Origin of the sequence: Streptomyces sp. WAC 01529 (genome assembly GCF_003945545.1) — a bacterium.
Lineage (GTDB): Bacteria > Actinomycetota > Actinomycetes > Streptomycetales > Streptomycetaceae > Streptomyces > Streptomyces anatolicus.
The window spans coordinates 2,212,266-2,232,859 of sequence record NZ_CP029617.1; the positions used below are offsets into that span (position 1 = coordinate 2,212,266).

At 70.4% G+C, this 20,594-nt stretch carries 17 protein-coding genes; 11 read left to right on the top strand and 6 right to left on the bottom strand.

Annotated features, from left to right (window positions below):
* The first annotated feature begins 134 nt into the window (after positions 1–134).
* The 6 genes from DMA15_RS10010 (at position 135) to DMA15_RS10035 (ending at position 7,034) form a co-directional block, all read left to right on the top strand.
* Positions 135–1,427 (top strand): extracellular solute-binding protein, encoded by a 1,293-nt coding sequence (locus DMA15_RS10010; protein WP_125512427.1) that lies wholly within the window; start codon positions 135–137, stop codon positions 1,425–1,427.
* A 62-nt stretch (positions 1,428–1,489) separates the two neighbouring features.
* Positions 1,490–2,368 (top strand): sugar ABC transporter permease, encoded by an 879-nt coding sequence (locus DMA15_RS10015; protein ID WP_125517544.1) that lies wholly within the window; start codon positions 1,490–1,492, stop codon positions 2,366–2,368.
* Between the two features lie 14 nt (positions 2,369–2,382).
* The gene (locus tag DMA15_RS10020) at positions 2,383–3,291 is read left to right on the top strand and encodes a carbohydrate ABC transporter permease (RefSeq protein ID WP_125512428.1); all 909 of its coding nucleotides are present in this window, start codon (positions 2,383–2,385) and stop codon (positions 3,289–3,291) included.
* A 43-nt stretch (positions 3,292–3,334) separates the two neighbouring features.
* A complete protein-coding gene (locus DMA15_RS10025; protein ID WP_125512429.1) occupies positions 3,335–4,996 on the top strand; it encodes a glycoside hydrolase family 13 protein in 1,662 nt (553 codons plus the stop codon).
* 25 nt (positions 4,997–5,021) lie between these two features.
* Entirely contained in the window at positions 5,022–6,047 is a 1,026-nt protein-coding gene (locus DMA15_RS10030; RefSeq protein ID WP_276314331.1) for a LacI family DNA-binding transcriptional regulator, read from the top strand.
* Between the two features lie 105 nt (positions 6,048–6,152).
* Entirely contained in the window at positions 6,153–7,034 is an 882-nt protein-coding gene (locus DMA15_RS10035; protein WP_125512431.1) for a phosphatase PAP2 family protein, read from the top strand.
* Here DMA15_RS10035 and DMA15_RS10040 read toward each other — a convergent pair.
* Positions 7,022–10,033, bottom strand: coding sequence for a bifunctional [glutamine synthetase] adenylyltransferase/[glutamine synthetase]-adenylyl-L-tyrosine phosphorylase (locus tag DMA15_RS10040; protein ID WP_125512432.1), 3,012 nt, complete (start codon positions 10,031–10,033; stop codon positions 7,022–7,024). The two genes, DMA15_RS10035 and DMA15_RS10040, sit on opposite strands and share 13 nt — an antisense overlap.
* Positions 10,034–10,211: 178 nt before the next feature.
* Here DMA15_RS10040 and DMA15_RS10045 point away from each other — a divergent pair, with 178 nt between their 5' ends.
* Positions 10,212–10,646 carry a VOC family protein gene (locus tag DMA15_RS10045; RefSeq protein ID WP_125512433.1) on the top strand — a complete coding sequence of 145 codons (435 nt, stop codon included), beginning with the start codon at positions 10,212–10,214 and terminating at the stop codon, positions 10,644–10,646.
* A gap of 127 nt (positions 10,647–10,773) precedes the next feature.
* Here DMA15_RS10045 and DMA15_RS10050 read toward each other — a convergent pair whose 3' ends face one another.
* From DMA15_RS10050 to DMA15_RS10070, 5 genes are all read right to left on the bottom strand, one after another.
* Positions 10,774–11,529 (bottom strand): helix-turn-helix transcriptional regulator, encoded by a 756-nt coding sequence (locus DMA15_RS10050; protein ID WP_164551717.1) that lies wholly within the window; start codon positions 11,527–11,529, stop codon positions 10,774–10,776.
* 16 nt (positions 11,530–11,545) lie between these two features.
* A complete protein-coding gene (locus DMA15_RS10055; protein ID WP_125512435.1) occupies positions 11,546–11,761 on the bottom strand; it encodes a hypothetical protein in 216 nt (71 codons plus the stop codon).
* Between the two features lie 487 nt (positions 11,762–12,248).
* Entirely contained in the window at positions 12,249–13,007 is a 759-nt protein-coding gene (locus DMA15_RS10060; protein WP_125512436.1) for an alpha/beta hydrolase, read from the bottom strand.
* 18 nt (positions 13,008–13,025) lie between these two features.
* Positions 13,026–14,387: a glutamine synthetase family protein gene (locus tag DMA15_RS10065; RefSeq protein ID WP_030786766.1), complete on the bottom strand. Its 1,362-nt coding sequence runs from the start codon at positions 14,385–14,387 to the stop codon at positions 13,026–13,028.
* A gap of 301 nt (positions 14,388–14,688) precedes the next feature.
* Positions 14,689–15,714 (bottom strand): hydroxyacid dehydrogenase, encoded by a 1,026-nt coding sequence (locus tag DMA15_RS10070; protein ID WP_240659732.1) that lies wholly within the window; start codon positions 15,712–15,714, stop codon positions 14,689–14,691.
* A gap of 299 nt (positions 15,715–16,013) precedes the next feature.
* On the opposite strand from DMA15_RS10070, the gene DMA15_RS10075 reads away from it, so the two are divergent.
* The 4 genes from DMA15_RS10075 to DMA15_RS10090 all read left to right on the top strand — a co-directional run bounded on the left by DMA15_RS10075 (position 16,014) and on the right by DMA15_RS10090 (position 20,573).
* Positions 16,014–16,868 carry an ABC transporter permease subunit gene (locus DMA15_RS10075; protein WP_125512437.1) on the top strand — a complete coding sequence of 285 codons (855 nt, stop codon included), beginning with the start codon at positions 16,014–16,016 and terminating at the stop codon, positions 16,866–16,868.
* Positions 16,865–17,761: a carbohydrate ABC transporter permease gene (locus tag DMA15_RS10080; protein WP_240659733.1), complete on the top strand. Its 897-nt coding sequence runs from the start codon at positions 16,865–16,867 to the stop codon at positions 17,759–17,761. Before DMA15_RS10075 ends, DMA15_RS10080 begins: the two co-directional genes overlap by 4 nt.
* A 47-nt stretch (positions 17,762–17,808) precedes the next feature.
* Positions 17,809–19,446: an extracellular solute-binding protein gene (locus DMA15_RS10085; RefSeq protein WP_125512438.1), complete on the top strand. Its 1,638-nt coding sequence runs from the start codon at positions 17,809–17,811 to the stop codon at positions 19,444–19,446.
* Between the two features lie 74 nt (positions 19,447–19,520).
* Positions 19,521–20,573, top strand: coding sequence for a LacI family DNA-binding transcriptional regulator (locus DMA15_RS10090; RefSeq protein WP_125512439.1), 1,053 nt, complete (start codon positions 19,521–19,523; stop codon positions 20,571–20,573).
* Positions 20,574–20,594 lie beyond the last annotated feature (21 nt).

Genomic DNA, 20,594 nt, shown 5'->3' on the forward strand with positions numbered 1-20,594 from the left:
CCCGCGCCCCTTACGGGGCCACAAAGTGGTTGCAAGCTCTTCCGCAAAGCCTTGCAGGGCTGTTAACTTCCTGCCAGCCCGGCAGCCGTCGATGGGACGGACGGTTCAGCGGGTCCATCCCTCAGGAGTTCACTATGCGACGTGGCATATCGATCGCCGCCGCGGTCTGCGCCCTTGCGCTCACCGCCACCGCCTGCGGCAGCGACGACGAAGGCTCGACCGGCAAGGCGAAGGACGCCAAGGACATCTCCGGCTCCCTCACCTACTGGGACACCTCGGACGCCACGACCGAGGCGCCGGTCTACAAGAAGCTGATCGCCGACTTCGAGCAGAAGTACCCGAAGATCGACGTCAACTACGAGAACGTCGAGTTCGCGTCGATCGAGCAGAAGTTCAAGTCGGCCGCGAAGACCGGCAAGGGCGCCCCCGACGTGATGCGCGCCGACGTCGGCCTGATCCCCGAGTACGCCTCGCTGCACTACATCGCCCCGCTGGACGGCACCCTCGCCCTCAAGGGCGGCACGGACGACTTCACCGAGGGCCCGCTGAACACCACGAAGTACCAGGGCAAGACGTACGGCGTCCCGTCGGTCACCGACACCCTCGGCATCCTCTACAACAAGAAGCTCTTCAAGAAGGCCGGCATCGAGAAGGCGCCCACCACCTGGGACGAGTTCATCGAGACGTCGAAGACCATCAAGAAGAAGACCGGCGTCGAGGGCACCTACCTCAACCCCGACTCCTACTTCCTGCTGCCCTTCCTCTACGGCGAGGGCACCGACCTCGCCGACACGAAGACGAAGAAGATCACGATCAACTCGCCGGAGGCCGTCAAGGCCGTCACCACGGCGAAGAAGGTCTACGACCAGGCCTCCGCGAAGGTCGACTTCGCCAACGCCTACGACAACATGCAGACCTCGTTCAAGAACGGCGAGGTCGCCATGCTCATCCAGGGCCCCTGGTCGGTCACCGACGACCTCTCCGGCAAGGCCTTCAAGGGCGACGAGGACAACCTCGGCTTCGCCCCGGTCCCGGCCGGCTCCACCGGCAAGCCGCAGGCCCCCACCGGCGGCCACGACCTCACCGTCTACCAGGGCTCCAAGAACCTGGACGCCGCGTACCTCTTCACCCAGTTCATGACCTCCTCCAAGAGCCAGCAGAAGATCGCCGCCGAGACCGCGACGCTGCCGACGCGCGAGTCCGCGTACACCCCCGAGGTCACCAAGGACGCCCGCATCAAGGGCTTCCACCCGATCATGAAGACCGCGCGGCCGCGCGTGGCGCTCCCCCAGGTCGGCAGCCTCTTCACGCCGCTGGTGCAGCAGTACACGAAGATCCTCCAGGGTGACGTCTCCGTGAAGTCCGGCCTCGACGCGGCCGCCGAGGACTTCAAGAAGCTGCTCCCCGGCTACACCATCGGCAGCTAGGGCAGGCTGAGTTGATCACCGCGCTTCGCCACTCCTGGCAGAAGTACTGGTACGCGTGGGCGATGGTGGCTCCGGTCGTCATCGTCCTCGCCGTACTGGTCCTGTATCCGCTGGGCTACGGCTTCTACCTCTCGCTCACCAACGCCAACGAGGCGAACGTGGCGCGCGACATCGGGGCCTTCCACGCCCCGGCGACGTACAAGATGGTCGGGCTCGACAACTACTGGTCGATCCTCTCGGGCGCGGACGGCGACTTCTATCCGCGCCTGACCTGGACGATCGTATGGACGGTCTCCTGCGTCGCCCTGCACATCGCGATCGGCATGGGCCTCGCGCTCCTGCTCAACCGCAAGATGCGGGCCAAGCTGCTCTACCGCGCCCTGCTGATCCTGCCGTGGGCGGTCCCCGCCTTCGTCGGTGTCTTCGCCTGGCGCCTGATGCTCAACTCGCAGTACGGCGTCTTCAACGAGATGATCACGGCCGTCGGCCTGCCCGCCCAGAACTGGCTGGCGACACCGTTCGCCCAGAAGGTCGCCGTGATCATGGTGAACGTCTGGATCGGCGTCCCCTTCAACATGGTGGCGCTCCTCGGCGGACTCCAGTCCATCCCCAAGGAGTTGTACGAGGCCTCGGAGATGGACGGCGCCTCCCCCTGGCAGCGCTTCGTGAACGTCACCCTGCCCGGCCTGCGCCCGGTCACCCACACCGTGGTGCTGCTCGGCTGCATCTGGACGTTCAACATGTTCGCGGTGATCTACCTCCTGCTCGGCCAGAACACCACCGGTGAGGCGGACATCCTCGTGACCTTCGCCTTCCGCAAGGCGTTCACCGGAGTGTCCGACTACTCCGGCGCAGCCACCTACGGAATCGTGATCCTCGCCCTCCTCCTCGCCTTCTCGACCTTCTACCGCCGCCGCCAGCTCAAGACCGAGCAGGCCTGAGGGGGCCCGTCACCATGACCTCAGCAACCACCCACTCCCCGGCCACCACCGGCGCGCTCGCCAAGACCCCGGCGCCGCGCCCCAAGAAGGTCCGCGGCCGCGAGGAGCGCTCCACGCTCGCCTCCGTCGCGCTGCACGGCACGCTGATCGTGGCGAGCCTGGTCGCCGCCTTCCCCGTGGCGTGGATCGTCTTCATCTCGCTGGGCCCGAAGACGGCCTGGCAGAGCCCGGGCGAGGTGCTCGGCAACCTGAGCCTGGACAACTACGTCAAGGTCCTCACCGAAACCGACTTCCCGCACTGGTTCGGCGCCTCGGTGATCGTCGCGGGCGGCACCACCGTCCTCGGCGTCTTCCTCGCGGCGACCGCCGGTTACGCGGTCTCCCGGATGCGCTTCCCCGGCCACCGGCAGCTGATGTGGAGCTTCCTGGTCACCCAGATGTTCCCGATGGCCGTCCTGATCGTGCCGCTCTACGAACTCCTGGCCCGCTTCGACCTGATCGACAACTACCTGGGGCTCATCCTCACGTACGCGACGACCGCGGTCCCCTTCTGCGCCTGGATGATGAAGGGCTACTTCGACACCATCCCGCACGAGATCGACGAGGCCGGACGCGTCGACGGCCTCACCCCCTTCGGCACCTTCTGGCGGCTCATCGTGCCGCTCGCCAAGCCGGGCCTCGCGGTGACGGCGTTCTACAGCTTCCTCACCGCGTGGGGAGAGGTGGCCTACGCCTCCCAGTTCATGGGCGCCGACCATTACACCCTCGCCGTCGGAATCCGTACCTTCGCCACCGAATCACGCGCAGACTGGGCCATGATGACCGCCGCCTCGGTGATCATCCTGGTCCCGGCGACGCTCGTCTTCCTTCTGGTCCAGCGCAATCTGGTGTCGGGCCTGACGGCCGGCGGCACCAAGTCCTGACCCGCCACCACCCCGTCAACTCCCCGCACTCCTAAGGGACTTCATGACCCAGCACGTCACCGCCGCGCCCGCCCTCACCGACTCCGTGCCCACCCGGGAGTGGTGGCGGGACGCGGTCATCTACCAGGTCTACCCGCGCAGCTTCGCCGACGGGAACGGCGACGGCATGGGCGACCTGCCCGGCGTCACGGCCCGCCTGCCGCACCTGCGCGACCTGGGCGTGGACGCCGTCTGGCTCTCCCCCTTCTACGCCTCGCCGCAGGCCGACGCCGGTTACGACGTGGCGGACTACCGCGCGGTGGACCCCATGTTCGGCACCCTCACCGACGCCGACGACCTCGTGCGCGAAGCCCACTCTCTGGGCCTGCGCGTCATCGTCGACCTGGTGCCCAACCACTGCTCCGACCAGCACGAGTGGTTCAAGCAGGCGCTGCGCGAGGGCCCCGGCTCGCCGCTGCGCGACCGCTTCCACTTCCGCCCCGGCAAGGGCGACGACGGCGAACTGCCGCCGAACGACTGGGAGTCCATCTTCGGCGGCCCCGCCTGGACCCGCGTCGAGGACGGCTCCTGGTACCTCCACCTCTTCGCGCCCGAGCAGCCCGACTTCAACTGGGACCACCCGGCGGTCAAGGACGAGTTCCGCTCCATCCTGCGCTTCTGGCTCGACCTCGGCATCGACGGCTTCCGCATCGACGTCGCGCACGGCCTGGTCAAGGCGGAGGGCCTGCCCGACATCGGCCACGAGGAGCAGGTCAAACTGCTCGGCAGCCAGGCCGTGCCCTACTTCGACCAGGACGGCGTCCACGAGATCTACCGCGACTGGCGCAAGATCCTCGACGAGTACACGCGCGAGGACGGCACCGAGCGCATCGCCGTCGCCGAGGCGTGGACGCCGACCGTCGAGCGCAGCGCCCTGTACCTGCGCCCCGACGAGCTGCACCAGGCCTTCAACTTCGAGTACCTGACGACCGAGTGGGACGCCGACGCGCTGCGCGCCGTCATCGACCGCTCGCTGGCCGCGATGAACGCCGTGGACGCCCCCGCCACCTGGGTGCTCTCCAACCACGACGTCGTACGCCACTCCACCCGCTTCGCCGACGGCGACGAGGCGCGCGGTCTGCGCCGGGCCCGGGCCGCCACGCTGCTGATGCTGGCGCTGCCCGGTTCCGCGTACATCTACCAGGGCGAGGAGCTGGGGCTTCCCGAGGTCACCGACCTGCCGGACGAGGTGCGCCAGGACCCGGCGTTCTTCCGCTCCACCGGGCAGGACGGCACGCGCGACGGGTGCCGGGTGCCGCTGCCCTGGTCCGGTGAGCGCGCGCCGTTCGGCTTCGGCCCGGTGGCGGGCGGCCCGAGCTGGCTCCCGCAGCCGGACTCCTGGAAGGACCTCTCGGTGGCCGCCCAGACCGGCGACCCGGCCTCGACGCTCGAGTTCTACCGCTCCGCGCTCGCCGTGCGCCGCGAGCACCCGGCGCTCGGCGCGGGCCGGGGCGTCGAGTGGCTGGAGGCCCCCGAGGGCGTCCTTGCCTTCCGCCGCACCTCCGCCACGGGCGACTTCGTCTGCGCGGTGAACCTCACCTCCTCCCCCGTCACCCTGCCCACCCCCGGCACGCCGCTCCTCGCGAGCGCGGAGGCCGACGCGGTGGCCGCGGGCGCCGACGAGACCGTGCTGCCCGCCGATTCAACGGTCTGGTGGGCAGCCTGAGATGCGACCGGTACAGTCCAATCCTGTGACCGCACGGCTAGCCGACATCGCAGCCCAGGCGGGGGTCAGCGAAGCGACAGTAAGCCGCGTGCTCAACGGCAAGCCGGGCGTCGCGGCGGCCACCCGTCAGTCCGTGCTCGCCGCGCTCGACGTGCTCGGCTACGAGCGCCCGGTGCGGCTGCGCCGGCGCAGCGCGGGCCTGGTCGGGCTGATCACGCCGGAGCTGGAGAACCCCATATTCCCCGCGCTCGCCCAGGTCATCGGGCAGGCGCTGACCCGGCAGGGGTACACCCCGGTCCTCGCCACCCAGACCCCCGGCGGCTCCACCGAGGACGAGCTGACCGAGATGCTGGTGGACCGCGGGGTGGCCGGGATCATCTTCGTCTCGGGGCTGCACGCGGACACCTCGGCCGACATGCAGCGCTACGAGCAGCTGCGGGCGCAGGGCGTGCCCTTCGTCCTCGTGGACGGCTTCTCGCCGAAGGTGCAGGCGCCGTTCATCTCGCCGGACGACCGCGCGGCGATGCGGCTGGCGGTCACGCACCTCGTCTCCCTGGGTCATACGCGCGTAGGGCTGGCCCTCGGCCCCAAGCGGTTCGTGCCGGTCCAGCGGAAGATCGAGGGTTTCGTACGCACGATGCAGGACCAGCTGGGCCTGTCGCCGGAGGAGATCGAGGGGGATCTCGTCCAGCACTCCCTCTATACCCTGGAGGGCGGCCAGGCGGCGGCCGCGGCGCTGATGGACCGCGGCTGCACGGCGATCGCGTGCGCCAGCGACATGATGGCGCTCGGGGCGATACGGGCGGCCCGCCAGCGCGGTCTGGAGGTCCCGGACGACGTCTCGGTGGTCGGCTTCGACGACTCGCCGCTGATCGCGTTCACCGATCCACCGCTGACCACGGTCCGCAAGCCGGTGCCCGCGATGGGGCAGGCGGCGGTGCGTACTCTCCTGGAGGAGATCGGCGGGACCCCCGCCCCGCACAGCGAATTCGTCTTCATGCCGGAGCTGGTGGTTCGAGGTTCAACCGCCTCGGCGCCCAGGCGCCCCTAGGGATCCCCCGGATCACGGGCTCGTCCTTGCGGTGTAGAGAATGCGGTCCGGACCCGACCAGGGGATGATCGGTCGGGGGGCGGGGATCTGGCAGACTCTGTGCCTATGGGTGAGACGATCGTGACGACACTTGAGGGCCGGCAGGCCCCCGCTGATCCACCCATCGCGGGCGAGCCCCTGGCGGGCGAGCGGGACGACCGCAGTGGGCGGGACGTCCTGCGTCGTCTGCGCTCCCCCCGCCGTCCTCGGCTGTGGTTCGAGATCCTGCTGATCGCGGTGAGTTACTGGACGTACTCACTGATCCGCAACGCGGTCCCGGAGCAGAAGGCGCAGGCGCTGCGGAACGCGGACTGGATCTGGCGCGTCGAGCACGATCTCGGGATCGCCGTCGAGAAGAGCGTCAACCACGCCGTCGACTCGGTGACATGGCTCATCGTCGGCATGAACTACTACTACGCGACGCTGCACTTCGTGGTGACGCTCGGTGTCCTGGTCTGGCTCTTCAAATGGCATCCCGGCCGGTACGCGGCCACGCGCCTGGTCCTCTTCGCGACGACGGCGGTGGCCCTGCTCGGCTACTACCTGTATCCGCTGGCGCCGCCCCGGCTGATGAACGGCACGGCCTTCATCGACACGGTCCTGGTCCACCACACGTGGGGCTCGATGGCCTCGGGCGACCTGAAGAGCATGTCGAACCAGTACGCGGCGATGCCGTCGATGCACATCGGCTGGTCCCTGTGGTGCGGCCTGACGATCTTCGCCCTGGCCTCGGCGCCGTGGGCGAAGGTGCTCGGCCTGCTCTACCCCACGGCGACGCTCGTGGTGATCGTGGCGACCGCCAACCACTTCTGGCTGGACGCGGTCGGCGGCATGATCTGCCTGGCCTTCGGCTTCGCGGTGGCCCGGCTCTGGTACGGGGCGCGGCCGTACGCGCTGCCGCGCGAGGTGGCGGCGGCCCGCAGGACTCCCGGGGCCTACGCCCCGTAGAACCGCTCCTCCACGACCGCCCGCGCCCGGCGCGTGATCCTGCGGTAGTCGTCCAGCATGTCGCCGACGTGCCCCGCGTCGTAGCCCAGGTACCGGCCCACCGCGGCCAGCTCGCGGCCCCCGGAGGGGAACGTGTCGCCCGCCCTGCCGCGTACGAGCATCACCGCGTTCCGCACCCGGGTCGCGAGGACCCACGCCTCGTCGAGGATCGCCGCGTCCTGGGCCGGGACCAGGCCCGCCGCGCAGGCCGCAGCCAGGGCCTCGCGGGTGCGGGTCGTCCGCAGGCCCGGCTCAGCCCAGCCGTGTCGCAGCTGGAGGAGCTGGACGGTCCATTCGACGTCGGACAGGCCGCCGCGGCCCAGCTTGGCGTGGAGGGTCGGGTCGGCGCCGCGCGGCATCCGTTCCGCCTCCATGCGGGCCTTGAGGCGGCGGATCTCACGCACGGCGTCCTCGCCCAGGCCCTCCGCCGGATAGCGCAGGGGGGCCACCAGGTCGATGAAGGCGCGGCCCAGCTCCTCGTCCCCCGCGACCGGTTCGGCCCTCAGCAGCGCCTGGGACTCCCAGACCAGGGACCAGCGGCGGTAGTAGGCCTCGTACGACTTGAGCGTGCGCACCAGCGGGCCGCTCCTGCCCTCCGGGCGCAGATCCGCGTCGATGGCCAGCGGCGGGTCGGAGGAGGGGAGTTGGAGGAGCCTGCGCATCTCCGCGACCACCTTCGCCGCGGCCTTCGCCGCCTCCTGCTCGTCGGCGCCCTCGCGGGGCTCGTGGACGAAGAGGACGTCCGCGTCCGAGCCGTAGGCCAGCTCGTGGCCGCCGAAGCGGCCCATGCCGATGACCGCGAAGCGGGTCGGCAGCGTGTCGCCCCAGCCCTCGCGGACGACCGCGCGCAGGGTGCCCGCGATCGTGGCGGCCGTGAGGTCGGAGATCGCGTCGCCCACCCGGTCCACCAGCGCGCCCGGGTCGGCCTCGGCGGGGCTCTCCTCGGTGCCGTACGAGCCGATGATGTCCCCGGCGGCGGTGCGGAACAGCTCACGGCGGCGTACCCCGCGCGCCGCCGTCACCGCCTGCTCGGCGCCGTCCGCGCGGCGCACCGCCGCCAGAATCTCCTGCTCCAGGTGGGCGCGGCCGCGCGGTACGAGGCCCCGCTCGTCGCCGAGCAGGGCGACCGCCTCGGGGGCGCGGAGCAGCAGGTCGGGGGCGAGGCGTCCGGCGGACAGGACGCGGGCGAGGTTCTCGGCGGCGGCTCCCTCGTCGCGCAGCAGCCGCAGGTACCAGGGGGTCTTGCCGAGGGCGTCGGAGACCTGGCGGAAGTTCAGCAGGCCCGCGTCGGGGTCCGCGGAGTCCGCGAACCAGCCGAGCAGGACGGGCAGCAGCGTGCGCTGGATGGCCGCCTTGCGGGAGACGCCCGAGGCCAGCGCCTCCAGGTGGCGCAGGGCGCTGCTCGGGTCCGCGTAGCCGAGCGCGATGAGCCGTTCGCGGGCCGCTTCCGTGCTCAGGCGGGCCTCGCCGGGGGCGAGTTGGGCGACGGCGTCGAGGAGGGGGCGGTAGAAGAGCTTCTCGTGCAGGCGGCGTACGACGGAGGTGTGCCGCTTCCAGGCGCGGCCCAGCTCGGTGATCGGTTCCGTGCGCATTCCCAGGGAGCGGCCGATGCGGCGCAGGTCGGCGTCGTTCTCGGGCACGAGATGGGTGCGGCGCAGCCTGTACAGCTGGATGCGGTGCTCCAGGGAGCGCAGGAAGCGGTAGGCGTCGTCGAGCTGGGCCGCGTCGACCCGGCCCACGTAGCCGCCCGCGCCGAGGGCGTGCAGGGCGGCGAGGGTCGAGCCGCTGCGGATCGAGGCGTCGCTGCGGCCGTGCACCAACTGGAGCATCTGGACGGCGAACTCGACGTCCCGCAGCCCGCCGGGGCCGAGCTTCAGCTCCCGGTCGACCTCTCCGGCGGGGATGTTCTCGACGACCCTGCGGCGCATCTTCTGCACGTCGGGCACGAAGTTCTCGCGCTCGGCGGCGTGCCAGACCAGTGGCGCGAGCGTGGTGACGTACTCCTCGCCGAGCGCGAGGTCTCCCGCGACCGGGCGGGCCTTGAGCAGCGCCTGGAACTCCCAGGTCTTCGCCCAGCGCTGGTAGTAGGCGAGGTGGCTGGAGAGGGTCCGCACCAGGGGGCCGTTCCTGCCCTCGGGGCGGAGGTTGGCGTCGACCGGCCAGATCGTGCCCTCGATGTTCGTCTCGGAGCAGATCCGCATCATGTGGGAGGCGAGGCGGGTGGCGGCGCGCAGGGCCTTGCCCTCGTCGGCGCCTGCCCCGCTCTCCCCGCCCTCAGTGGGCTCGGCGACGAAGATGACGTCGACATCGGAGACGTAGTTCAGCTCATGGCCACCGCACTTGCCCATCGCGATGACCGCGAGCCTGCACTGCGCGGCGTCGCCGGGGGCCTCGGCGCAGGCCATGGCGAGGGCCGCGCGCAGCGTCGCCGTCGCGAGGTCCGCCAGCTCGGCCGCCGCCTCGGCGACATCGGTGGTGCCGCACACGTCACGGGCGGCGATGGCCAGCAGGCAGCGGCGGTAGGCGACGCGCAGCGAGACGGGGTCGGTGGCGTCGGCCAGGCCGCGCTCGAAGTCCGCCACGCCGGGGTGCAGGTCGGCGGACTCGTACGTGGCGAGGGCCCGCCAGTCGCGGGGGTGCCGGGCGAGGTGGTCGGCGAGGGCCTCGGAGGCGCCCATCACCCCGAGCAGGCGGTCGCGCAGGGGCTTGGCGGTGACCAGGGTGTCCAGCAGCTCGCGCCGGCCGTTCTCGTCCTCCTGCGCCTCCACGAGACGCACCAGGCCGAGCAGGGCCAGATCGGGGTCGGCGGTGGCGCCCAGCGCGTCCAGGAGCAGCGGGTCGGAGCGGACGCTGCTCAGCTCCGGGGCGTCGAGCAGGCGCTCGGCCGCGGACGGGTCGGTGAATCCGTGCCGCAGCAGCCGGGTGAACGTACTGCTCCTGCGTCCTTGCGGCACCGTCATGGCCTCGCGCCTCCGTTCGATCACTCCTGCGCCCGAGCCTACGGCCTCACCCCGGACGGCCGCCCTCATGGCACCCCGTTGCCCACGGCGTGGCTGGGCGGCCGCTGCCACCACGGGCCCGCGACACCCCGGGGCGCGGGCGCTGACAGGACCCCAACTCCCTGATGTACTGCGGCCCATGGAATACACACTCGAAGTGATCCCGCTGCCGGTGAGCGACCTCGACCGGTCCATGGACTTCTACCGCGACAAGCTCGGCTTCCACGTCGACATCGACGCGGAGGTCATGCCGGGCATGCGCATCGTCCAGCTGACCCCGCCGGGCTCGGGCTGTTCCATCGCCCTGGCGGGCGACGCGCTCTGGGAGACGATGGCGGGCCCGAAGCCGGCCGCCGGTTCCTACCAGGGCCTGCAGCTGTGCGTCGCCGACGCTAAGGCCGCGCACGCCGAGCTGACGGCACGCGGCCTGGACATCACCGAGCCGGTCCAGCACGCGCCGCAGGACGGCGGCACGTTCATGTACTTCAAGGACCCGGACGGGAACGGGTGGGCGATCCAGGAGTACCGGGTGCGGGCGACGACGTCGCTTCGGGACGCGATCGTGCCCCGTTAGGGACGCGGGAGACTGGGGGGAGCAACCAACCGGAATGCCGCTGACGCGTGTGCCCGGTCCTCGGCGGACGTGTCCGCGGCCTTCCGTGCGCTGAACGCGCGGTTCCCGCGCCCCTGACGGAGGGCCCCTACGGCACCGGCAGGCTCTTGTGCTGATTCCGTGGCATCGCCAGGCCTACGGCCGGGTAAGGCGTCACCCACTGGATCTCCGGGCCGGTCCCGGCCGCGGGCCCCCGCTCGTCGTGGGCGCGCTCGTCGTGGGCACGTCGACGCCTATGTGCCGAGGTTTCGTGCATCCGGGTGAGGTGGCCTCTCATCCGTTGCACGTCCAGACGGCGCCGGGCCCGCTGCCAGGCACTGCGCCACTGGTCCCGGTCATCCTGGTCGGTCACGCCGCATACCGTCAGGAAGACCATGAGCTGATCGACCGCGAGCATGGACTTGCCCGCCAGCATCCGGAGCACGGTGCTGTGCGGCAGCTCTCCGTGCTCACCGGCCCGACGCTCCATGTCCTCCACGGGCATCGCCCCTGCCAAGCGGTAGAGCTCCTGCAGCGCCTTGATCAACCCCTCACGATCGCGCACCCGGTCCGGCCTCAGCACCCCCGCTCGCGGCTGCTCGGCGCCACGAGCGGCCCGCCACAACTGTCGCGCCCTCCAGACCGGAGCCCCGCACGCCTTGGCATATGCCTCCACCACGGGCAGACGGGGGATCCTGGCCCCGCTGGTGGCGCGAGAGTAGGTGGTGGCGGAGAAGACGTGCCCGGACTTCCGGGCCATCTCCCGGTGGGTCAGACCCGCCGCCCGACGCTGTCTGCGCAGCCACTCCGCGAGCTGCTCCAGAGCCGGGTCAATCGTGGAGATCGGCTGTTCCGGGCGCGCCATGGCCGGCCGGCCCCGGTCACGGACCGACGGGCGCGGACGGAGCACGCCGTGCCACATGGGCGCCGATCAGGCCGCAAGCCGTCAGGACCTCGGCCACGACGATGACGGGCATTCCGGTCAGCGCCATGGCCACGCCCAGTACGAGGACCACGATGACGATGACGGTCTGCTTGCCGTCCAGACGGGCAGCCGGCTTCGGTGTGGCACAGGTAAGACGCCGATGTGTGTACATGGGTTCCTCTGGATCTCGAAGTGCCGGGGATGCCATTGCCATACCCGGCTCAGTCACGGGCCGCATTCTCAACTGGGCACCGGCAAGCGCCCGTTGGAGCATCGTGGCACGAGATCCGATGCCCTTGCGGATTGATGCACTCCCGCCCCGCTCGCGCGGCATTGATGCGGCGCCAAAGTCGCTCAACGGCCCCTTGCCACCTGCATGAACGAAGAATTACCGAACATACGTCCCGCAACGGGAGGCAAGTTGATGCATGCGAGCCCGGCCCTGGACTGGCCGATCGGCATCCCGCTTGCGAGCATCACATCGGGTTCACTACGGGGGACGCAGAAAGCGTCTCACCTCGTCTTGACGTCACGGGCCGCAGACCACAGCGGAAAGACCACGAACCTGGCACGCCTCCGCGCGGCAACGCGGAGCGCGCCGCGGAGGGGCCGGCTCTCGTCGGCCCCTCCATTTCCCTGGCCACCTGTCTAATCCGCCGTTACTCCTCGGCGGAAGCGATCAGTACCTGCGCCAGTTCACGCGGCTGGGAGAACATCGGCCAATGGCCGGTGTTCATCTTGGCCAGCCGCCAGTGCTCGCTCTTCAGCAGCTCGGCCACGTCTTCGTCGGGCTCGGCGTCGTCGGAGTCGGCGTCGTCGGAGTCGGCGTCGTCGGAGTCGGCGTCGTCGGAGTCGGCGTCGTCGGGCAGACAGAGGATGTACGTCGCCGGGAGTTCACCGAGCGGCTTCGCGAGCACGGCGGGCTCGGTCAGCGTGGCGCCCGGGTGGGGCGTTGCGCCACCGATGAGTCGTGCGATCTGTTCGTCGGTGAGATCCTCGCCGTCATAGTGAGCAGCCGACACGAGCGGCCAGAATCCACCATTCTCGGCAATCGACGCCTTCACCGCCGCCCCACCATCCGGCCAGGCGGAGACAAACGATTCGCCGTCAACGGGAATGCTTGAGTCGACGAACACCACACGGCTCAGCCGATCGCCGATCCGCTCCGCGGCCTGGCCGACCGGGATTCCTGAATAGCTGTGACCGACCAGGACCACATCACGCAGATCCCGGCGTTCCACTTCGGAGACGATGTCCTGGACGTGGGTCGCCTGCCTCGCGAATACACCCCGCTTTTCAGCGAGACCGGACAGCGTCAACGGGAAAACGCCGTGGCCGGCTGCCCGCAGATACGGAACCACCTCGTCCCACGCCCACGCCCCGAGCCGCGCCCCCGCAACCAGCACGAAATTCACCATGCCCGTACCGTAGCCGGGCTACAGAACCGGCAGGTTCTTCCGCAGTTCGAAGGCCGTGACCTCGCTGCGGTACTCCTCCCACTCCTGCTTCTTGTTGCGCAGGAAGAAGTCGTAGACGTGCTCGCCGAGGGTCTCGGCGACCAGTTCCGACTTCTCCATCAGGGCGATCGCCTCGCCGAGGTTCTGGGGCAGGGGTTCGATGCCCATCGCGCGGCGCTCGGCATCCGAGAGGGCCCAGACGTCGTCGTCGGCGCCCGGCGGGAGTTCGTAGCCCTCCTCGATGCCCTTGAGGCCGGCGGCGAGCAGGACCGCGTAGGTCAGGTAGGGGTTCGCGCCCGAGTCGATCGAGCGGACCTCGACGCGTGCCGAGCCCGTCTTGCCGGGCTTGTACATCGGTACGCGGATCAGGGCCGAGCGGTTGTTGTGGCCCCAGCAGATGTACGAGGGGGCCTCGCCGCCCGCGCCCGCGGTGCGCTCGGAGCCGCCCCAGATGCGCTTGTAGGAGTTCACCCACTGGTTGGTGACCGCCGAGATCTCCGCGGCGTGCCGGAGCAGGCCCGCGATGAAGGAGCGGCCGACCTTGGAGAGCTGGTACTCGGCGCCCGACTCGTAGAAGGCGTTGCGGTCGCCCTCGAAGAGGGAGAGGTGCGTGTGCATGCCCGAGCCGGGGTGCTCGGAGAAGGGCTTCGGCATGAAGGTGGCCTGGACACCCTGTTCGAGGGCGACCTGCTTCATGACGAGGCGGAAGGTCATGATGTTGTCGGCCGTGGAGAGGGCGTCGGCGTAGCGCAGGTCGATCTCCTGCTGGCCCGGCGCGCCCTCGTGGTGGCTGAACTCGACCGAGATGCCCATGGATTCGAGCATCGTGATGGCCTGGCGGCGGAAGTCCATGCCCACGTTCTGCGGGGTGTGGTCGAAGTAGCCGGAGTTGTCGGCGGGCGTGGGCCGCGAGCCGTCCAGCGGCTTGTCCTTCAGGAGGAAGAACTCGATCTCGGGGTGTGTGTAGAAGGTGAAGCCGAGGTCGGAGGTCTTGGCGAGGGCGCGCTTGAGCACGTAGCGCGGGTCCGCGAAGGACGGGGAGCCGTCCGGCATCAGGATGTCGCAGAACATACGGGCCGTACCGGGGGCCTCCGCGCGCCAGGGCAGCACCTGGAACGTCGACGGGTCCGGCTTGGCGATCATGTCCGACTCGTACACCCGGGCGAATCCTTCGATCGCCGAGCCGTCGAAGCCGATGCCCTCGTCGAACGCCTGCTCAAGCTCGGCCGGGGCCACGGCCACCGACTTCAGGAAGCCGAGGACGTCCGTGAACCACAGGCGTACGAACCGGATGTCGCGCTCCTCCAACGTACGGAGCACGAATTCCTGCTGCTTGTCCATCTTCCGCTTCCACCCATCCTTGCTGGTCAGGCCGCCTGCTCCCGCGCCACGGGACACCTCGGAACGCCTTGGGCACACGAGCATCCCATCACCCGGTTTCAGGCGCGTTGCGGACCCCGTGCCGCCCGGGCCCGCACCGCCGGGTTCCGGGCCGTGCCGCGTGCCGCTCTGTGCCCATAGTGCCTGCTGATCGGCCCATCTGTAACAGCGGGCCAGCGCGGCGGCTCGAAGGCGCCCTGCGGGCCGGGCCCGGACGGACGAGAAGCGCCGGGCCGAGGTGCCCGGGGACGCCGGGCACGGGCTACGCCAGCCTGGCCAGGTCCTCGCGGAGGAGGCGGCCGCGGAGGGGCTCTCCGGCGATGTACCGCTCGACCTCGGCGACCGCGTACGCGCCGAGCCGCCGCACCTCGCTCCCCTGCGCCCCCGCGACATGCGGGGTCACCAGCACATTGGGCAGGCCGAGGAGCACATGGCCCGCGGGCAGCGGCTCCGGGTCCGTGACGTCCAGGAACGCGTCGAGGCGCCCCGCCGCGCACTCCCGCGCCAGCGCCTCCGTGTCCACCAGCGCCCCCCGCGCCGTGTTGACGACGACCCCGCCGTCCGGGATCAGCCTCAGCATGGCCTCGCTCAAGAGGCCTGCCGTCGAGGGGAGTTCAGGCGCGTGCACCGTGACGATGCTGCTGCGCCGGCACAGCTCGGGGAGGGGGACCAGCTCCACGCCGAGCGCCCCCGCCTCGGCCGGCGTCACATAGGGGTCCGTGAGCAGCACCCGGTACCCCGCGTCGGACGCCCGGAGCGACGCGATCACCCGCCGCCCGATACGGGACGCCCCGATGACCCCGACGGTGCGCGCGTCGCCCCCGACGCGCTCGGTGAACGACGGTCTGGCTCCGGCCGCGTACCCCGCGGCGGCCCGCAGCGCCCCCTTCGCCCCGAAGGTGACCGCTGCCATCGTGAACGCCACCACCGGATCCGCGTTGGCGTCCGCGGCCGAGGAGACGACGACGCCCCGCTCCCACACCGCCTCCGTCACCATCCACTTGACCGAGCCCGCCGCGTGCACGACCGCCCGCAGGCGGGGCGCGCCCGCCAGCACCTCGGGCGTCAGGAGCGGGCATTCCCAGCCGGTGACCAGGACCTCCGTCTCGGCGAGGACCGCGCGCGCCGCCGGAGCGGTGAGCGACCCCGAAAGGACCGGGGGCGCCAGCCGCACGCAGGCGGCGAGCCGTGCACGCAGGTCCGGCGGGAAGACGCGGTCCGCGACCTCGGCGCCCATCGCCAGGGCCGCCGTGACCGGCCGCCCCACCTCATCCCTCTGATCCGTCACGCGTGACCGTCCCTCGTAGTAACCGGTTACTAACCAGCCTCTGGAGGCTAGGACCAAGCCGGGAGAGAGGTCAAGAGATCGCCCGGCCAAGGGGGTTGACCGAGGACAGTAACCGCTTTAGATTCCGGGCACCTTATTCCGACGACGGAGGGGTTGCCGTGCCGACGGTGACGAAAGACCGGGCGGAAACCGAGGCGGTGAAGCCGCCCGACAGGCGCGACAACGGGTCAAGTGGCGGGAAACCAGGGCGCGGTGAGCGATGGAAGCGGTTTCAGCGCACCCGGTTCCTGGTGCTGCTCATGGCGCCGGGGCTTGCCTACTTCCTGGTCTTCCACTACGGCGCCTTCATCGCCAACGCGGTGGCCTTCAAGGAGTACGTCCCCTTCGACGGCCTGTGGGCCAGCCCCTGGGTCGGCACCGCGAACTTCGAGCGGATGTTCGGCGACCCGGACTTCTGGCACGCCACCTGGAACACCCTGTTCATCGCCGTGCTCCAGCTGGTCTTCTTCTTCCCGGCGCCGCTCGCCCTCGCCCTGCTCCTGCACAGCCTCACCTCGGACCTGCTGCGCCGCTTCACGCAGTCGGTGATCTATCTGCCGCACTTCCTGTCGTGGGTCGTCGTGGTCGCCCTCTTCCAGCAAGTGCTCGGCGACACCGGCCTGTTGAACACCACGCTCGGCGACGCCGGACTGCACACCGTCGACATCATCGGCAACCCGGACGCGTACAAGCCGCTGGTCGTGATCGAGGTGATCTGGAAGGACGCCGGCTGGGGGACGATCATCTTCCTCGCCGCGCTGATGCAGGTCGACGAGCAGTTGTACGAGGCATCGGCCATCGACGGCGCAGGGCCCTGGCGGCGCTTCTGGCACATCACGCTGCCCAGCATCCGGCCCATCATCATCCTGCTCCTGATCATGCGGCTCGGTGACATCCTCTCCGTCGGCTTCGAACAGATGCTGCTGCAACGGCAGTCGGTCGGCCCGGAGGTCGGCGAGGTCCTCGACACCTTCGTCTTCTGGCAGGGCATCGTCGGCGGCGACACCGGATACGCGGCGGCCGCCGGAATCTTCAAGGGCGTCGTCGGCGCGGCGCTCGTCTTCACCGCCAACCGGGTCGCCCACCGGCTCGGCGAGCAGGGGGTCTACAAGTGAGCGCCCGTCATGTCATCAGGCCGGCCTGGAGGGAGAAGCCCCGGTTCGCCACGAAGGCCGCCAAGGCCGTCGCGGTGGTGGTCGTGCTCGGGCTCATCCTCATCCCCTTCCTCGTCATCGTCTCGACCTCGCTCGCCTCCAACCGGGAGGTCGTGGACAACGGCGGCTGGGTGCTGTGGCCGAGCGATCCGACGCTGCGCGCCTACCGCACCATCCTCACCGGCGGCATCGTCACCAAGGCGCTCGGCGTGAGCGTCGCCCTCACGGTCCTCGGCACGCTCTTCTCCCTCGCGTGCACCACCTTCCTCGCCTACGCCCTCGCCCGCCCCGGCGTCTTCGGCGGCCGCCCCGTGCTGCTGCTCATCCTCTTCACGTTCCTCTTCCCGCCCGGCATGATCCCGGCGTTCCTGCTGGTCAAGGGCATGGGGATGATGGATACGTATGCGGCGCTCATCGCCCCCGTACTCATCAACGTCTTCAATCTGATCGTGCTGCGCGGCTTCTTCCAGGGCATACCGGAGGAGCTGTACGAGGCGGCCCGGCTCGACGGCGCGGGTGACTGGCACATCCTGTGGCGGCTCGTGCTGCCGCTGTCGAAGGCGGCGCTCGCCGTGGTCTCCCTCTTCTACGCCGTGAGCTACTGGAACGCCTGGTTCCATGCCTCCATCTACATGGAGTCGGACCACTGGCCGCTCTCCCAGGTCCTTCGTACGTACGTCATCGGCGGCTCGCAGATCGCCGACACGGGACTGAGCGAGGCCGGGCTCGTCTCGGCCCCGCAGACGACCCAGATGGCCGTCCTGGTGATCGCCACCGTGCCGATCCTGCTCGTCTACCCCTTCCTCCAGCGGTACTTCACCAAGGGCGTGCTCACCGGCGCCATCAAGAGCTGACCCCCACTCGTCGTACAGAAGGGCTCATTCACGTGTCCGGTTCCTCGATGTCGCGGCGCACCCTGCTCCGCTCCATAGCCGTCGGCGGCGCCGCCCTGGCCGCCCCGTCCGTCCTCACCGCCTGCTCCACCGGCTCCGGCGGTGGCGGCAGCGTCTCGAACGCGGGCAAGAAGGCGGTGCCGTGGCCCGCGTACAAGCCCGCCGACGGCCCCGCCCCCGATCTGGCGCCGACCGCCGAGGGCGTGCAGGCCGGATACACGAAGTACCCCGAGAAGCTCGTGCGGGCGATCTCCGAGAAGCCGGGCGACGGCAAGCAGAAGATCAGGGTCCTGACCATCACGTACGGCACCCCGCCGAAGTCGGCCGGCCGCAACGGGTACTGGCAGGCGGTGAACGAGGCGCTGGGCGTGGAGGTCGAGTTCACCGTCGTGCCCGACGCGGACTTCCGCGCCAAGATGTCGACGCTGATGTCGGGCGACGACCTCCCCGACATGATCAACTTCGGTGGCGGGTACGTCCTGCCGCGCGAGTCCCAGTTCGTGAAGTCCCGGTGCGCCGACCTGAGCGAACACCTGTCGGGCGACGCGGTGAAGGAGTACCCCCACCTCGCCAACATCCCCACGTACGCCTGGGAGGGCATGGGCCGCATCGCCGGGCGCATCTACGGGCTGCCCGTGGAGCGCGCCAAGGTGCAGGGCGCGATGTTCATCAACCGCGAGGCCTTCGACAGGGCCGGATACCGGCCCGGCATGTCCGCCCCCGACTTCCGCGCGATGGCCCAGGAGGCCTCGCGGGGCAAGAGGTCCGCGCTCGGCGCGTCCACCGTCGGCTTCTTCGGCTACCTCTACCACGCGATGTGGCACGGGGCGCCCAACCAGTGGCGGATCAAGGGCGGCAAGGTCACCGACATGTACGGCACCGACGCGTTCAAGGCGGCGCTGGAGTACATGGCGAAGCTGCGCCAGGACGGCTCGTACAACCCCGACGCCACCTCGATCTCCCAGGTGGACCTGAAGACGCAGTTCTACAACGGCACGGTCCGCTCGATGACGGACGGCTGGGGCGCCGCCGTCTCCAACGCCCAGGGAATCAAGGACGAGTTCACGCTCGACGTCGCCGAGCCGTACGCGGTCGACGGCGTCACACCCGTGTACCAGCAGAACCGCGGCTGTTTCGGCTACACCGTCATCAAGAAGGCGTCCAAGGACCGCGTCAAGCTGATGCTGCGCGTACTGAACTGGCTCGCCTCGCCGTTCGGCACCAAGGAGTACGAGCTGATGCACCACGGCGTCGAGGGCACCCACTTCACCTACGACAAGGCGGGCGACCCGGTCGCCACCGAGCTGGGCCTCGTCGACTCGCGCACCAACCTGCCCTTCCCCTACCTCATGGACGCCCCGCAGCCGCTGTACTACCCCGGCTTCCCCGACCTCACCAAGCGGCTGCACGCCTGGCAGCGGAAGGTGGTGCCGATGCTGGTGCCCGACGACCACTGGGGCCTGATGTCGGACACGTACAACCGGCAGAGCGCCACGATGGACCAGATCATCACGGACGGCGTCACCGCGGTCGTCGCCGGGCGCAAGAAGCTCTCCGACTGGGACGGCGTCTACAAGAAGTGGCGTTCCCAGGGCGGCGAGCGGTCCGCCGAGGAGTTCCTGGAGGAGTACGAGGCCGCACACTGAGCCGGGGGCGGGGCGCGGGATGATGGGTCCGGGGCGGCGAGGGCGCCGGGTGGTCGCTAGGCGAGGGAGAGACAGTGGGCGAGCGGGTCACCATCCGCGACGTGGCCGCGCGGGCGGGGGTGTCGGTGGCGACCGTCTCGCGGGTCCTCGCGGGCAACTACCCGACGTCGACGGCGTCGCGCGCCAAGGTGCTGCGGGCGGTCAAGGACCTGGACTACGTGGCCAACGCGCACGCGCGCGCGTTGGCGGGCGCCGGGCGCAAGACGATAGCGGTGCTCATGTTCGACGTGGTCGGCGCGTTCTACGCGCAGGTCGCGCAGGGTGTGGAGATGGAGGCGGCCCAGCACGGCCGCCTCACGCTCGTCGCGTCCACCGGCAGCGATCCGGCGCGTGAGCTCGCCCTGGTCCAGATGATGCGCGAACAGGCCGCGGAGGCCGTGGTGCTGGTGGGCGGCGTCACGCAGGACGACGAGTACCGGCAGCGGATGGCGCGGTACGCGGAGGTCCTGGCGGCGGCGGGCTCCCGGCTCGTGCTGTGCGGCCGTCCCGCCCCGGCGCCCGACGTGCCCGCGCTGGTCATCGAGTACGACAACGAAGCGGGCGCCCACGCCGTCACCAGCCACCTCCTGGGCGCCGGGCACCGGCGGATCGCGCTCCTCGGCTACCAGCCCGGCAACACGACCGGTGAGGACCGCCTGGCCGGGTACCTCCGGGCGCTCGCCGACCACGGCGTGCCGCGCGGCGACGCCATCCTGCACGGGGTCGGCTTCGGGCAGAACCACGGCTACCGCGCGATGCGGGACCTGCTCGAAGCGGCGGACGGCAGGCCGGAGTTCACGGCGGTCTTCGCGGGGGACGACCGGGCGGCCGCGGCGGCCGTCATCGCACTGCGGGAGTACGGGCTGCGGGTGCCGGAGGACATGTCGGTGGTCGGCTACAACGACGACCCCGTGGCCGCGGACATCACTCCCGGCCTGACGACCGTGCGCATCCCCGCCGAGGAGATGGGCCGCACGGCGGTGCGCCGCGCCCTGTCCGACACTCCGCGCACGGGCCAGGAACGCCATCTCCTGGGCACGCACATCGTCATCCGCGACAGTGTCCGGCCCGTCGCGGGGCGCCACTGAACAGCGCTGGAGGGCGTCGGG

What these genes read in the sequence shown, in the direction of transcription:
- DMA15_RS10020 (WP_125512428.1), top strand. Translation starts at nt 2,383, where the DNA reads ATGACCTCAGCAACCACCCACTCCCCGGCCACCACCGGCGCGCTCGCC.
- DMA15_RS10010 (WP_125512427.1), top strand. Translation starts at nt 135, where the DNA reads ATGCGACGTGGCATATCGATCGCCGCCGCGGTCTGCGCCCTTGCGCTC.
- DMA15_RS10025 (WP_125512429.1), top strand. Translation starts at nt 3,335, where the DNA reads ATGACCCAGCACGTCACCGCCGCGCCCGCCCTCACCGACTCCGTGCCC.
- DMA15_RS10075 (WP_125512437.1), top strand. Translation starts at nt 16,014, where the DNA reads ATGGCGCCGGGGCTTGCCTACTTCCTGGTCTTCCACTACGGCGCCTTC.
- DMA15_RS10035 (WP_125512431.1), top strand. Translation starts at nt 6,153, where the DNA reads ATGGGTGAGACGATCGTGACGACACTTGAGGGCCGGCAGGCCCCCGCT.
- DMA15_RS10040 (WP_125512432.1), bottom strand. Translation starts at nt 10,033, where the DNA reads ATGACGGTGCCGCAAGGACGCAGGAGCAGTACGTTCACCCGGCTGCTG.
- DMA15_RS10085 (WP_125512438.1), top strand. Translation starts at nt 17,809, where the DNA reads ATGTCGCGGCGCACCCTGCTCCGCTCCATAGCCGTCGGCGGCGCCGCC.
- DMA15_RS10050 (WP_164551717.1), bottom strand. Translation starts at nt 11,529, where the DNA reads ATGGCGCGCCCGGAACAGCCGATCTCCACGATTGACCCGGCTCTGGAG.
- DMA15_RS10055 (WP_125512435.1), bottom strand. Translation starts at nt 11,761, where the DNA reads ATGTACACACATCGGCGTCTTACCTGTGCCACACCGAAGCCGGCTGCC.
- DMA15_RS10065 (WP_030786766.1), bottom strand. Translation starts at nt 14,387, where the DNA reads ATGGACAAGCAGCAGGAATTCGTGCTCCGTACGTTGGAGGAGCGCGAC.
- DMA15_RS10015 (WP_125517544.1), top strand. Translation starts at nt 1,490, where the DNA reads ATGGTGGCTCCGGTCGTCATCGTCCTCGCCGTACTGGTCCTGTATCCG.
- DMA15_RS10045 (WP_125512433.1), top strand. Translation starts at nt 10,212, where the DNA reads ATGGAATACACACTCGAAGTGATCCCGCTGCCGGTGAGCGACCTCGAC.
- DMA15_RS10060 (WP_125512436.1), bottom strand. Translation starts at nt 13,007, where the DNA reads ATGGTGAATTTCGTGCTGGTTGCGGGGGCGCGGCTCGGGGCGTGGGCG.